This is a genomic window from Amycolatopsis rhizosphaerae, from assembly GCF_007713715.1.
Lineage (GTDB): Bacteria > Actinomycetota > Actinomycetes > Mycobacteriales > Pseudonocardiaceae > Amycolatopsis_E > Amycolatopsis_E rhizosphaerae.
This window is the reverse complement of record NZ_VJWX01000176.1, coordinates 1-13,193: the sequence shown is the minus strand read 5'-3', so window position 1 is coordinate 13,193 and position 13,193 is coordinate 1. Positions and strand designations below refer to the sequence as shown.

At 71.2% G+C, this 13,193-nt stretch carries 14 protein-coding genes; 7 read left to right on the top strand and 7 right to left on the bottom strand.

The features are described from left to right. Nucleotides 1–143 precede the first annotated feature (143 nt). Complete coding sequence (locus tag FNH05_RS18350; RefSeq protein WP_144589925.1) at nucleotides 144–1,619, top strand: flavin-containing monooxygenase; 1,476 nt, start codon at nucleotides 144–146, stop codon at nucleotides 1,617–1,619. Here the strand turns inward: FNH05_RS18350 and FNH05_RS18345 are convergent. The 4 genes from FNH05_RS18345 to FNH05_RS18330 all read right to left on the bottom strand — a co-directional run bounded on the left by FNH05_RS18345 (nucleotide 1,612) and on the right by FNH05_RS18330 (nucleotide 4,063). Beyond that, complete coding sequence (locus FNH05_RS18345) at nucleotides 1,612–2,064, bottom strand: DUF6542 domain-containing protein (protein WP_144589924.1); 453 nt, start codon at nucleotides 2,062–2,064, stop codon at nucleotides 1,612–1,614. The genes FNH05_RS18350 and FNH05_RS18345 overlap by 8 nt on opposite strands. 125 nt (nucleotides 2,065–2,189) lie before the next feature. Continuing rightward, nucleotides 2,190–2,561 (bottom strand): hypothetical protein, encoded by a 372-nt coding sequence (locus tag FNH05_RS18340; protein ID WP_144589923.1) that lies wholly within the window; start codon nucleotides 2,559–2,561, stop codon nucleotides 2,190–2,192. Nucleotides 2,562–2,657: 96 nt separating this feature from the next. Beyond that, nucleotides 2,658–3,182 carry a DUF421 domain-containing protein gene (locus tag FNH05_RS18335; RefSeq protein WP_144589922.1) on the bottom strand — a complete coding sequence of 175 codons (525 nt, stop codon included), beginning with the start codon at nucleotides 3,180–3,182 and terminating at the stop codon, nucleotides 2,658–2,660. Between the two features lie 305 nt (nucleotides 3,183–3,487). Further along, the gene (locus FNH05_RS18330; RefSeq protein ID WP_144589921.1) at nucleotides 3,488–4,063 is read right to left on the bottom strand and encodes a YbhB/YbcL family Raf kinase inhibitor-like protein; all 576 of its coding nucleotides are present in this window, start codon (nucleotides 4,061–4,063) and stop codon (nucleotides 3,488–3,490) included. A gap of 193 nt (nucleotides 4,064–4,256) precedes the next feature. Between FNH05_RS18330 and fadD8 the strand changes: the two genes are divergently transcribed. Then, nucleotides 4,257–5,834, top strand: coding sequence for a fatty-acid--CoA ligase FadD8 (fadD8, locus tag FNH05_RS18325; protein ID WP_144589920.1), 1,578 nt, complete (start codon nucleotides 4,257–4,259; stop codon nucleotides 5,832–5,834). Between the two features lie 125 nt (nucleotides 5,835–5,959). After that, a complete protein-coding gene (locus FNH05_RS18320) occupies nucleotides 5,960–6,943 on the top strand; it encodes a sporulation protein (protein WP_144589919.1) in 984 nt (327 codons plus the stop codon). A gap of 59 nt (nucleotides 6,944–7,002) precedes the next feature. Here the strand turns inward: FNH05_RS18320 and FNH05_RS18315 are convergent, their stop codons facing one another. Next, nucleotides 7,003–7,431 carry a MarR family winged helix-turn-helix transcriptional regulator gene (locus tag FNH05_RS18315; protein ID WP_144589918.1) on the bottom strand — a complete coding sequence of 143 codons (429 nt, stop codon included), beginning with the start codon at nucleotides 7,429–7,431 and terminating at the stop codon, nucleotides 7,003–7,005. 49 nt (nucleotides 7,432–7,480) lie between these two features. Here FNH05_RS18315 and FNH05_RS18310 point away from each other — a divergent pair, with 49 nt between their 5' ends. After that, nucleotides 7,481–7,876: a MarR family winged helix-turn-helix transcriptional regulator gene (locus FNH05_RS18310; RefSeq protein ID WP_144589917.1), complete on the top strand. Its 396-nt coding sequence runs from the start codon at nucleotides 7,481–7,483 to the stop codon at nucleotides 7,874–7,876. 268 nt (nucleotides 7,877–8,144) lie between these two features. Here the strand turns inward: FNH05_RS18310 and FNH05_RS18305 are convergent, their stop codons facing one another. Together FNH05_RS18305 and FNH05_RS18300 are read right to left on the bottom strand one after the other, a co-directional pair. After that, nucleotides 8,145–8,987 carry an SCO6745 family protein gene (locus FNH05_RS18305; RefSeq protein WP_144589916.1) on the bottom strand — a complete coding sequence of 281 codons (843 nt, stop codon included), beginning with the start codon at nucleotides 8,985–8,987 and terminating at the stop codon, nucleotides 8,145–8,147. Continuing rightward, nucleotides 8,984–9,484 (bottom strand): PaaI family thioesterase, encoded by a 501-nt coding sequence (locus tag FNH05_RS18300; RefSeq protein WP_246127812.1) that lies wholly within the window; start codon nucleotides 9,482–9,484, stop codon nucleotides 8,984–8,986. The genes FNH05_RS18305 and FNH05_RS18300 overlap by 4 nt, the downstream gene beginning before the upstream one ends. Before the next feature lie 76 nt (nucleotides 9,485–9,560). On the opposite strand from FNH05_RS18300, the gene FNH05_RS18295 reads away from it, so the two are divergent. The 3 genes from FNH05_RS18295 to FNH05_RS18285 form a co-directional block, all read left to right on the top strand. Beyond that, nucleotides 9,561–10,157 carry a TetR/AcrR family transcriptional regulator gene (locus FNH05_RS18295; protein ID WP_246127811.1) on the top strand — a complete coding sequence of 199 codons (597 nt, stop codon included), beginning with the start codon at nucleotides 9,561–9,563 and terminating at the stop codon, nucleotides 10,155–10,157. Nucleotides 10,158–10,203: 46 nt separating this feature from the next. Next, entirely contained in the window at nucleotides 10,204–10,938 is a 735-nt protein-coding gene (locus FNH05_RS18290; RefSeq protein ID WP_144589915.1) for an HAD family hydrolase, read from the top strand. Further along, a partial coding sequence (locus FNH05_RS18285) for a glycoside hydrolase family 65 protein (protein WP_144589914.1) occupies nucleotides 10,935–13,193 on the top strand: 2,259 nt, incomplete at its 3' end. The genes FNH05_RS18290 and FNH05_RS18285, both read left to right, overlap by 4 nt.

Sequence of the window (13,193 nt, the reverse complement as noted above, 5' to 3'; positions counted from 1 at the left end):
CGCCAACGACGACGACGGGGACGACGGGATGGAGGACCGGTCGTTCCTGGTGCGCGACTGACGTAGCATCGGGAGACCTTTGCCGCGAAACATTCGGAGCAGAGGTCCCCCGCTTCAGGACAGCACGCGGGCAAGGAGCACCGATGCGAAGTGAGAGCACGCACGTCGACGTGTTGATCATCGGTGCCGGCCTGTCCGGTATCGGTGCCGCCCACCACCTCCAGAAGGCCTTCCCGGGCCGCGGCTACGCCATCCTCGAAGCCCGCGACGCGATCGGCGGGACCTGGGACCTGTTCCGGTATCCCGGGATCCGCTCCGATTCGGACATGCACACGCTCGGTTACCGGTTCCGCCCGTGGACCAGGGCCAAGGCCATCGCGGACGGTCCGTCGATCCTGCGCTACGTGCGCGACACCGCCGCCGAAGCCGGGATCGACCGGAACATCCGTTTCGGGCATCGGGTGGTCGGTGCGTCCTGGTCGGGCGAACAGGCCCGCTGGACCGTCGACACCGTCCACAACGGAACGCCGGTCCGGTTCACCGCCCGGTTCCTGTACGTGTGCACCGGCTACTACCACTACGACGCCGGTCATCTCCCCGATTTCCCCGGCATCGAGCGGTTCCGGGGGCGGGTGGTCCACCCGCAGCACTGGCCGGAGGACCTCGACTACGCGGGCAAGAAGGTCATCGTGATCGGCAGCGGCGCCACCGCGGTGACCCTCGTCCCGGCGATGACCGACCGGGCCGCGCACGTCACGATGCTGCAGCGCTCCCCCACCTACATCCTGTCGCTGCCCGCCGAGGACCGCATCGCCACCGCGCTGCGGCGCCTGCTCGGGGCCCGCGCGGCCTACCCGATCGCGCGCTGGAAGAACGTCGTGGTGAGCACCCTGCTCTACCAACTCAGCCGGCGGCGGCCGGAACTGGTGAAATCGTTGATCCGCAAGGCCACCGTGCGGCAACTGCCCGCGGGCTACGACGTGGACACCCATTTCAAGCCGCGCTACCAGCCCTGGGACCAGCGCCTGTGCCTGGTGCCGGACGGGGACCTGTTCGCCGCACTCCGCCGGGGCGACGCCTCGGTGGTGACCGGACGCATCGCCGAGTTCACCGCGACCGGGATCCGCCTGGAATCCGGGGAAGAACTCGAAGGCGATCTCGTGGTCACGGCCACCGGGCTGCGGCTGCTGGCCTTCGGCGGGATCACCCTCACCGTCGACGGCCGCGAGGTGAAGCTGCCGGAAACGATGGCCTACAAGGGAATGATGCTCAGCGGGGTGCCCAACTTCGCCTTCACCATCGGCTACACCAACGCCTCGTGGACGCTGAAGGCCGATCTGGTCAGCGAGTACGTCGTCCGGCTGCTGCGGCACCTCGGCGCACACGGCTACGACACCTGTGTCCCGGTGAACGACGATCCCGCCGTCACCGAACGGCCCCTGCTCGACTTCGACGCCGGTTACGTGCTGCGTTCGGTGGACGAATTCCCGCGTGCCGGTTCCCGGGCACCCTGGCGGCTCGGCATGAGCTACGCGCACGACCTGGTGAATCTGCGGCACGGCCGGATCGACGACGGCAACCTGCGGTTCTCCCGCCTGCCGGACCGCGCCCTCAGCTAGAACCGGCGGCCGTGCTGCTCTCGGCGCGGTTGTGGCGCCGGGCGACCAGCAGCCGGGCGGTCCCGATCAGCAGCACCGCGACGGTGGTGCCCGCCATGACCGGGAAACGGGGCACCACCGGTGTGGCGACCGCGAAAACGAGGGACGACAGACCCGGGGCGGGCCTGTTCTCCAGGTAGACCGCGAGGGTGGCGGCCACGAGCATCACCAGCGGTGGCGTGGCCATCACGACGAACAGGCCGCGCCGACGCACGAAACCGGCCGCGGCGACGCTGCCCAGCGCGTACGCCGCGGTGAACGGGATGTCCAGCCCATGGGAGACGCGCAGGTCGTACAGCCCGCCCACGACCGCGGCGGCCAGAGCGAGCAGGAGCGCGACCGGCCAGGGAAGACCCCACGGCCGGGGAGCCCGGCTCGTCGTGCCTTCACCGGTTTCCTGCCCCATGTCGCACTCCCCCTGTCCGGCACCGCGGTCACGTCCGCGATCACGTCTTCCGAGGGCCGCATCGTACCGAGCCCCCGGGCGGGCCGGGAGAAAGCCGGAGCCAACGGCAGCCTCGCGCCGCCTGTTCAGGGGGCGGGCGCGTGACGGCGGATCGAACCCGGTCGCGGACGGCCGCGGTGGCGGGCTCCACCCCAGGCCAACCCGGTCAGCAGCAAAGCCACCCCGACGACCACCGCCAGTCCGCTGGCCGCGGCCACCAGCGGGTTCGCCGCGCTTCCCGCCAGAAGCGCCACGACCAGGCCCGCCACCAGGGCGAGCGGGGCCAGCGCCAGCGCGAGCACCCGGCCGCGCGGAAGACCCGACGGACGGGTGAACGGCCGCTCCGCCACCGGCCGTGCGGGTTCGGGGAACAGGGCGCACAATGCCGCCAGGGTGGCATCGGCCGACAGGACACGGTCCAACGCAGCGAGATCCCGCCGCTCCTTCGACGAAAGCATGAGCACTCCAGCCTGGGCACCGGACTCCGGTCCGTCCCCGCGTACCCGGCCCCGCGGGGACCTAACCGCGGCAGGACAAGGAAAACCCGGCCTCGCTCAATCTCGTGCGCGGCGGATGACCGGGGCCGAGGCGAGCAGCTCGCCGGTGTGGTCTTCCCTCCGCACCACGGAGAATCCCCCCTGCGACTCATAGAGCACGAACCGGACGTCCGCCAGCGTGTAGACCTGTTTCTGCCGCAACGCACCATGCAGGTCGTCCTCGGTCAGCCCGCAGGCCCGCAGCTCGTGCCGGTCCACCACACCGTCGCGGACCAGCACGCACACGGGATGATCCATCAGCCGGGCCGGTGCGGCGAAGAGCCTCAGCCTGGTGAGCGCGACGTGGACCAGCAGGAGCGTCACCAGTGCCGCGAAACCCAGCACGAAGGAAGTGGGGGTCGCGGTGGCCGTGCGGCCGATGATGGCGCCGAGGGCGACCGCCACGACGAAGTCGAAGATGCGCAGCTCGGCCAGGGCGCGCCGCGGCGCGAGCCGGAGCCCGACCAGCGCGGTCAGCGCCAGTAGCAGCGTCTTGGCGCACACCCCGCCGACCGCGGTCCAGTTTCCGTACAGCCACGACATGTGCGCTCGCCTCCCACCCGCTCCCCGGTTCTCGTCGCGCGAGTACCCGGGCCCCTCCCGCCGAACCGTGCTCCACCGCGCACGTGAGTCCCTCACGGCGAATAGGGCCAGGGCTCCGGCAAAGTCCGGTCCGCTCGGCGCTGCCCGGCGAGTCCCACGCTCGTGTGTGCCACGCTCGCGCGGTGTTGGGCGCCGTGAAGGGTCCCTTCACAGTCAAATCGACTGTGAAGGGACCCTTCACGGCCAACACTCACACGACTTTGCCGGGACCCTGGCATCCGCAGCGCGGCGGTGCCGGACGGTGGTCACCGGCCGAAACGGCCGACGAGGGTGCCGGTGCCGAGTACGTGCCCGGCCAGCGCGGCGCGGACCTGCCCGCCCGTGGCGTCCTCGCCCAGCCTCAGTGGGCGGTCCACGGCGTGGAGGCGGAAGAAGTACCGGTGCGGCTCGTCGCCCGCGGGAGGCCACGGCCCGCCCCAGCCGTGCTCGCCGAAGTCGTTGCGGCCCTCCAGTGCACCGGGGATCGAACCGTCCTCCTCGATACCCGAGGTCTCCGGTGGGATGCGGGTGACCACCCAGTGCGTGAAGGTCCCGCCCGGCGCGTCCGGGTCCTCGCACAGCAGGACCAGTTCGGCGGCGCCGCCGGGGACGGCGAGCCATTCCAGTGCCGGGGAATGGTTGCCGCCGCCGTGCGAATGCCGCTCGGGGATGAGCGTGCCGTCGCTGAAGGCGCTGCTGCGCAGTTCGAGCCCTCCGGTCCGCGGACGCGGCGGTTCACCGAGGCCGGGCTCGCCGCGGCTGGTGCCGCGCGTGCCGAGCGGAGCGGCCCGGCCCGGGCGGGCCTGCCCACGGTGCCGAGAATGGCCGCCTGAAGCCGGCATGACGGTCTCCTTCGTCTCTCGGTTGTTGTGCCTCCTTGGGCGTACCCGGAGTCCTCGCGGGAAATCGCGCGACCCCGATCCCTTCGAATCCAACCAAGCACTTGCTTGAATCGGCGCGGGGGTGCAGAGTTCTTCCACGGCCGCACCGGCCCGCACCGGCCCGACGACGCCCGATGAACCGGAAGGACCGACGATGAACCAGCAGGCCCTGCGTACCCCGACCCACCTCGGTCATCTGACGATCTCCGCGCTGAAGCGGCACCGTGACCGGCCGGTGATGGTGCTGGGCGAGACCACCCTGACCGGCGGCGAAACCGCCGAGAAGATCAGCCAGTACGTCCAGGCGTTCGAGGGGCTCGGGCTGTCCACCGGCTCCCCGGTGGCGCTGCTCTCGCTCAACCGCCCCGAGGTGCTGCTCATCATCGGCGCGGGCCAGATCCAGGGGTCCCGGCGCACTTCGCTGCACCCGCTGGGCTCACTCGACGACCACGCCTACATCCTCGACGACGCGGGGATCACCACGCTGATCATCGACCCGGTGCCCGCCTTCGTGGAGCGCGCCGCGGGCCTGCTCGAGAAGGTGCCCGGGCTGACCAAGGTGCTCACGATCGGGCCGGTGCCCGAGGCACTGGCCCACGTCGGCACGGACCTCGTCGCGGCCGCGGCCGCCTGCGAACCCCAGCCGCTGAAGGCCGCGGACCTGGAGCCCGACGACATCGTGTCGATCACCTACACCGGCGGCACCACGGGCAAACCGAAGGGCGTCATCGGGACCGCGCGGTCGATGTCGGCGATGACGCAGATCCAGCTGGCCGAATGGGAGTGGCCGGAGTCGCCGAAGTTCCTGGTCTGCACCCCGCTCTCGCACGCGGGTGCGGCGTTTTTCGCCCCGACCCTGATGAAGGGCGGTTCACTGGTCGTGATGCCCAAGTTCGATCCGGCCGAGGTGCTGCGCACCATCGAGGAACACCGGATCACGGCCACCATGCTGGTCCCCACCATGCTCTACGCGCTGCTGGACCACCCCGACTCGCGCACCCGGGACCTCTCCTCGCTGCAGACGGTCTACTACGGCGCTTCCTCGATCAACCCCGTGCGGCTGAAGGAGGCGATCGAGCGTTTCGGCCCGGTCTTCGCCCAGTTCTTCGGGCAGACCGAGGCCCCGATGGCGATCAGCTACCTGGGCAAGGGCGATCACGACGAGAAGCGGTTGTCCTCCTGCGGCCGCCCCTCGGCGTTCCTGCGCACCGCGCTGCTCGGCCCGGACGGCGAGCCGGTCCCGCACGGCGAACCGGGCGAGGTGTGCGTGTCCGGGCCGCTGCTGGCGGGAGGCTACTGGAACCTGCCCGAGGCCACCGCCGAGACGTTCCGCGACGGGTGGCTGCACACCGGTGACGTGGCCAAGGAGGACGAGGACGGGTTCTGGTTCATCGTCGACCGCGTGAAGGACATGATCGTCAGCGGCGGGTTCAACGTCTTCCCGCGGGAGGTGGAGGACGTCGTCGCCGAGCACCCCGCGGTCGCGCAGGTCAGCGTGATCGGGGTGCCCGACGAGAAGTGGGGGGAGGCGGTGACCGCGATCGTCGTGCTCCGCGAGGACGCCGCGCGGGACGAAGAGGCGATCGGGCGGCTGACGGCGGAGATCACCGCGTCCGTCAAGGAGCGCAAGGGACCGGTGCACGTCCCCAAGCGCGTCGTCGTCGCGGACTCGTTGCCGGTGACGGCCTTGGGCAAGCCCGACAAGAAGGCGCTGCGAGCACGGTACGCCTGACGGCCGGTTTCGGGGTTTTGGGCGTTTTGCCGGAACTCCGGCCATGCCCGGCGCGTTGGCAGGGACGAGGATGACGATCTTGACGACGTCGCCGAACCCGATGACCAAGAGGAGTGCTGGCCCGCATGGTGTTCAAGAAGATGCTGCAAGCGGTGGGGATCGGTGGCCCCTCGGTGGACACGGTGCTGTCCACCCCGGAGTGCCGCCCCGGCGAGGTGCTGACCGGAGAGGTGCGCCTGGCCGGGGGTGACGCCGAGGCGGAGATCGAGCACCTGGCCCTGTCCCTGGTCGCGCGGGGGCAGGGCGCCGGTGCCCCGGTGGAGTTCCACCGGGCCGTGGTGGCCGGACGCTTCCGGCTGGCGGCCAAGGAAAACCGGGTGATCCCATTCGAGCTGGGGATACCGTGGGAGGCCCCGGTCACCGACCTGTTCGGGCAGCCGCTGCACGGTCTGTCGCTCGGCCTGCGCACGGAACTGGCGGTGGCCAAGGCGGTGGACAAGGGCGACGCCGACGCGGTGCGCCTCCTGCCCACGCCGGGGCAGGAGGCCGTGCTCGACGCCTTCGGCAGGCTGGGTTTCCACTTCAAGTCCGCCGAACTGGAGGCCGGGCGGTTGCCCGGCGTCCGCCAGACGCTGCCGTTCTTCCAGGAGATCGAGTTCTACCCGCCGCCGTCCTACGCCGGTCGCGTCGGCGAGGTCGGATTGGCGTTCGCGACGAGCCCCGACGGGCTCGTGGTGATCCTGGAGGCTGACCGGCGCAGCGGCCGGTTCCTGCCCGGTGGAGAGGCGCTCGGCCGGATCGGCGTGAGCCACCAGGAGGCACTGGAGACCGACTGGGTGGCGGCCATCAGCGAATGGCTGGACCGGCTCGCCCACCACGCCCCGGCGCACGGGCCCGCCGGTCAGCCGACGAGGTTCGGCAGCGCTCCCGGCTACGGCCCTGAACATGGCCACGGATACGGCCATGGATACGGCCATGAATATGGAGAGCGGCGCGGGCCGGGCATCGGCGGGGTCGTCGCCGGTGCGGCCGCGGGTGCGATCGGCGGCATGATCCTCGGCGAGATGATCGAAGATGCCTTCGACAGCGGCGACGAAGAGTCCTTCTGATCCACCAGCGTCCCTCACGCGAGTCACAGCAGCCCCGGCCTCGCCGGGGCACGCGGCCGCTAGCGGGATTCCGACGCGTCGAGGGCTTCCACGAACGCCGTCAGCAACCGCGCGAAGGTCTTCCGGTCGGCGGCGGGCCAGTCCGACATGGCGGCGGCGAACGCCTGCCGCCGTGCGGCGTGCCCGGCGTCCAGTCGCCGTCGCCCCGCGGCCGTGAGGCGCAGCACGCTGCGCCGCCCGTCGTGCTGGTCCGCCTGGCGGGCCAGCAGTCCCTCCTCGACCGCCCGTGCGACCAGCCGGCTGGCGCGCGGCTGGTCGACCCCCACTGACGCGGCGAGTTCGGTGACCGAGGACGGCCCGTTCGCCTCGACGGCGTCCAGCACGGCGAACACCGCCGGGTCACCCGGCATCCGGCGCGCGAGCGCGCGCCTGCTCTGACGGCGCCGGATGGCCACCATCGCCCGCTCGATCCGCTCGACCGCGTCCATGCATGCTACCGTACATTTACATGTACAACTACATGCAACTGGAGGGACCGTGAAACCACTGGGGTACTGGCTCAAGCAGATCGACGGGCAGCTCGAAACCGCCTTCGACCACCTGCTCGCCGAGGAGGCGGTGAGCCGCAGGCAATGGCAGATCCTCAACACGCTCGCCACCGGCCCGCGAAGCCTCCAGGAGATCGACGAGGCGCTCGCGCCGTTCCGCGGCAGCGGCTGTCCCACCTTCCAGCCCGTCGTGGCGGAGCTCGTGGCCCGGGGCTGGGCGCAGGACGGGTATGCGCTGACCGGACAAGGCCGTCTCGCCCACCAGCAGATTGCCGCGAAGGTCCACGCCTTCCGCGGAAAGACCATCGAAGGACTGTCCGAAGAGGACTATGCCACCCTGGTCGGCCTCCTGGAACGGGTATCGGCGAACCTCGCGGCGCGGTGAGCGGCATGTGGCGCGGTGGCGGCGCTCGGCTTCCCCGGCGATGAGCGCGCCTGGGAGACCGACGAGTTCCACCCTCCGCCGCTTGTGTCCCACCCTCCGGCGCTCGTGTCCCACGCTCGTGCGTATGAGTTCCACGCTCGGTCTGGGTGAGGCACCCCCTGGGAACCGGACTCTTGCCGGAGCCCTGGCCTTCTTTCCGGTGAGGGATCCCCTCACCGGCGCCCATTCCCGCCTGAACGTGGGACACACCCGCGGACGGGTCAGGCCATCACGGGGCGGGGGCGCCGACCGGGTTGGGCAGGGGCACCGCGCCGGGGACAAGGCGCCGGGCGAACGGGCGGAGGAAGTCCTCCAGCCAGGCGAGTTCGGCCTCCGTCGCGCCGCGATACGCGGCTTCGGAGAGTTCGTCGGTCCGCCGTTCGATGTGCTCGCGCAGCCGCGCCCCCTCGCCGGTGAGCGCCCCTTCCGCGGTGACCAGGCCCCGCGCCGCGAGGCGGTCCTGCGCGGCGGACCACTCCTCGTCGGTCCAGCCGCGGTTGGGCGCGGTGAGTCCGCGACTGCCGTCCGCCGCGTCGCGCAGGACGTGCGCCTCCAGCCCGCCGATGCCCTCGGAAACCAGGGTGACGACGTGCCCGTCCCCACGGTGCTCGCGCAGCGCCGTGGCGCCCTGCCACACCGCGGCGAGCGGGTCGTCCGGCCACGGCAGGACGGCGTTGGCCCGTCCCAGCGCGCGCCCGTCCCAGTCGCCCGTCTCCACGATCCGGTGCAGGAGCGCGGCCGCCTCGGCCGTCCGCGCCTGCTCGCCGAGTTCGGGAACGCTGGTGTGCAGCGCGGTGACCGCGCCGGCCAGCCGGGCGGCCAGCGCCCGGTCCGGGGAAACCTGGGCCCAGACCGACGGCAGCGAGCGGGCCAGGAACGACGGCGCGAAATTGTGGAACACCGCCGTCACCGCACCGAGGCTCGCCTCGCCCAGCGGGGCGGCACGAGTGGCCACGTAGCCGCGCCAGAAACCACGCAGGCCGGCGGCTTCGTGCGCGGCCTTCGCCTCCGGCGTGAAATAGGTGACGTCGTGCAGGGTCTCCAGCACGGTCCACAGCGAACGCACGCTCACGGCTGGATCACCAGGCAGGTGCTGGAGGCGGTGGCGAGCAGGACGTCGTTCTCGTCGCGCAGCTCCCCTTCGGCGAAGGCGATGCGCGAGCCGCTCTTCACGACGCGGCCCCGCGCGCGGATCTCGCCCGAGGCCGAGGTGATGGCCCGGATGAAGTTGATCTTCAGTTCGACCGAGGTGTAGCCGACCCCGGCGGGCAGTGTCGAGTGGACCGCGCAGGCCACGGCCGAGTCGAGCATGGTGGCCGCGACACCGCCGTGCACCGTGCCGATGGGGTTGTACAGCGACTCGTCCGGCGAGGCAGCGAAGACCACCTCCCCTTCGCGCACGCTGTCGACGCGCATGCCCAGGTGCGAGGAGATGGGCGCGCCGGGAATCCGGCCGTCGGCGATCGCGGTGAGGTAGTCCAGGCCGGTCATCGTCCGCGCCAGTTCGGCGCTGGGCAACGGATCCTGCCAGCTGATCGTTTTCTCCCGCACCCTGTGCTCGACCGTCACGGGTCACTCCTTCTATGACGACTGTCCTGACCGCGAGCATTGACTATGACGGTCGTCCTAGTCAAGACTGGGCCGCGTGACCGGACCCAGCACTCGGGAGCGCATGATCGGCACCGCCATGCGGCTGTTCCGCCGCGAGGGCTACACGGCGACATCCTGGCGACGACTGGTGGACGAGGCGGGCACGCCGTGGGGCTCGGCCTACCACCACTTCCCCGGCGGCAAGGAGGAACTGGGGGTCGCCGCGGTGGAATTCGGCACCGAGTACGTGCTGACCACCCTGCACCGCGCGTTCGAGCGGCACGAGTCGGTGGCGGAGGCGGTGGCCTGGTGGTACCACAAGGCCGGGCAGTCACTGGCCGCCGACGGCTACCGCGACGGCTGCCCGATCGCCACGCTCACCCTGGAGACGGCCAACGCCTCCCCCCGCCTGACCGCGGCCTGCGCCAAGGCGTTCCAGCGCTGGCACACCGAGGTGACGGAGCAGTTGCGTCAGCGCGGTTACGCGGCCGGTGACGCCGAAGACCTCTCCCTGGCCATCATGAACAACCTGCAGGGCGCCCTCCTCCTGTCCCGGATCCGCCGTGACACGGCCCCGCTGTCCGCGGCGGCCCGTCACGTCGCGATCCTGCTGGCCGCCGCCCCCACCGGCCTTCCACCGCGCGCTGTATAGGGCGTTATACGTGCGCCGGAGCGCGTTCGCAGGTACCGTGCGTGGCATGATCGGGTTGCCCGACGGAATCTCCGCCTGCCTGTTCGATCTCGACGGCGTATTGACCGGGACGGCGTCGCTGCACCGCGAAGCCTGGAAACAGACCTTCGACGCGTTTCTGCGCGTTCGGGACGGCGAGCGCTTCCTTCCGTTCAGCGACGAGGACTACGCCGAGTACGTGGACGGCCTTCCCCGCGCCGACGGGGTTCGCAAGTTCCTCGCCTCCCGCGGGATCAGCCTGCCGGAGGGCGAGCCCACCGACCCGGTGGACGCCCCCACCGTCAACGGCATCGGCAACCGCAAGAACGAACTGGTCCTGCGGATCATGGCCGAGCGGGGGGTCCGGCCGTACCCGGGTTCGGTCCGCTTCCTGGAGGCCGCCCGCGAAGCCGGCCTGTCGATCGCGGTGGTCACCTCCTCCGCCAACGGGGCCGCGGTGCTCGAGGCGGCGGGCCTGACTGGCTTCGTCCAGGCCCGCATCGACGGGATCATGATCAAACGCGACCATCTGCGCGGCAAGCCCGCGCCCGACTCCTTCCTCGCCGGCGCCAAGGCACTGGGGGTAGCGCCGGAGCGGGCCGCCGTGTTCGAGGACGCGCTGGCCGGTGTGGAGGCGGGCCGGGCGGGCGGCTTCGGCTGCGTGGTCGGGGTCGATCGCGCGAACCAGGCCGGGCAGCTGCGCGCGCACGGCGCCGACATCGTGGTCGAGGACCTGGCCGAACTACTGGGGGAAAAGCCATGAGCATGCCGGTTCGCGGGTACGAATGCGCGCCGTGGGAACTGCGCTGGCGCGGCCTGGCCGTCGACCAGCTCCAGCGGACGGAGTCGGCTTTCGCGCTGTCCAACGGGCACGTCGGCATCCGCGGCACGCTGGAGGAGGGCGAGCCGCGCGGCCTGCCCGGCACCTACCTCAACGGCTTCTACGAGGAGCACGAACTGCCCTACGCCGAAGGGGGCTACGGCTATCCCGAGGCGGGGCAGACCATCGTCAACGTGACCGACGGCAAGATCATCCGGTTGCTGGTCGAGGACGAGCCCTTCGACATGCGCTACGGGGTGGCCACCGTGCACGAGCGCGTGCTGGACTTCCGCCGCGGCACACTGACCAGGCTCACCGAATGGGAGTCGCCCACCGGCCGCCGGGTCCGGGTCCGCACCCAGCGGCTGGTGTCGTTCACCCAGCGCGCCGTGGTGGCCCTGCGCTACGAGGTGGAGCCGCTGGACGACGACATGCAACTGGTGCTGCAGTCGGATCTGCTGGCCAACGAACCCATCGAGCGGGACACCAAGGACCCGCGCGTGGCCGCCGCGCTGGAGGCCCCGCTGGGCGCGGAATTCTCGCTCGCGGAGGACTACCGCGCCGTGCTGGTGCACCAGACGAAGCGGTCCGGGCTGCGGATGGCGGCCGCGATGGACCACCAGATCGAGGCCCCCGACGGCCTGCGCACCGGGATCACCGCCGAGGACGACCTGGCCCGGCTCACCGTCGCGGTGGACGTGCCGCGCGGGAAACGCCTGCGGCTGACCAAGTTCCTCGCCTACGGGTGGTCGCAGCAACGGTCGATCCCGGCGCTGCGGGCCCAGGTCGACGCGGCGCTGGCCGGGGCGCTGCAGACCGGCTGGGACGGACTGCTCGCCGAGCAGCACGCCTTCCTCGACGACTTCTGGGCGACCGGCGACGTCGAGGTCGACGGCGATCCCGAACTGCAGCAGGCCGTCCGGTTCGCGCTGTTCCACCTCCTCCAGGCCGGGGCCCGCGGGGAGAGCCGCGCGATCCCCGGCAAGGGGCTGACCGGCCCCGGCTACGACGGGCACGCCTTCTGGGACACCGAAACCTTCGTCCTGCCGGTGCTGACCTACACGGTGCCCGAGGCGGCCCGCGACGCCCTGCGCTGGCGGCATTCCACATTGGACAAGGCGAAGGACAGGGCCGGGCAGCTGGGGCTGCGCGGGGCGGCGTTCCCGTGGCGGTCCATCAACGGCGCCGAATGCTCGGCCTACTGGCCCGCGGGCACGGCCGCCTTCCACGTCAGCGCCGACATCGCCGAGGCCACCGCCCGCTACCTCGCCGTCACCGGGGACCGCGAGTTCGAACGCCAGGCCGGCACCGAACTCCTGGTCGAAACCGCCCGGTTGTGGGCCTCGCTCGGGCATTTCGATTCGCACGGCCGGTTCCGGATCGACGGGGTGACCGGCCCGGACGAGTATTCAGCGGTGGCGGACAACAACGTCTACACCAACCTGATGGCGCACCGGAACCTGCGGGAGGCCGCCGCCTCGTGTGAGCGCATGCCGGAGGTGGCCTCGGCGCTCGGCGTCACCGAGGCCGAAGCGGGCACCTGGCGGGAAGCGGCGGACCGGATCTACGTGCCCTACGACGACGAACGCGGTGTGCACCCGCAGTCGGAGGGTTTCACCCAGCATCTCGACTGGGACTTCGCCGCCACCCCGCCGGACGCCTACCCGCTGCTGCTCAACTACCCGTACTTCGACCTCTACCGCAAGCAGGTGGTGAAACAGGCGGATCTCGTGCTGGCCATGCACATGTGCGGCGACTCGTTCACCCCGGAACAGAAGGCGCGCAATTTCGCCTACTACGAGGCGAGAACCGTGCGCGACTCCTCGCTGTCGGCGGGCACGCAGGCGGTGATCGCCGCCGAGGTGGGACATCTGGACCTCGCCTACGACTACCTCGGCGAAGCCGCGCTGACCGACCTGCACGACGTGCACCGCAATGTCCGCAATGGACTGCACATGGCGTCGCTGGCGGGCGCCTGGCACGGCGTGGTCGCCGGTTTCGGCGGAATGCGGGACCACGAGGGCGAGCTCAGCTTCGCCCCCCGGCTCCCGTCCGCACTGGCCCGGATCGAGTTCCGGATGTGCCTGCGGGGCAGCAGGTTCGCGGTGGAGATCCACGCCGACCGGGCGAGCTACCGGCTGCTGTCCGGCAAGTCGGTGGAGATCAGCCACCACGGCACCCCGTGCACCGTGACCGAG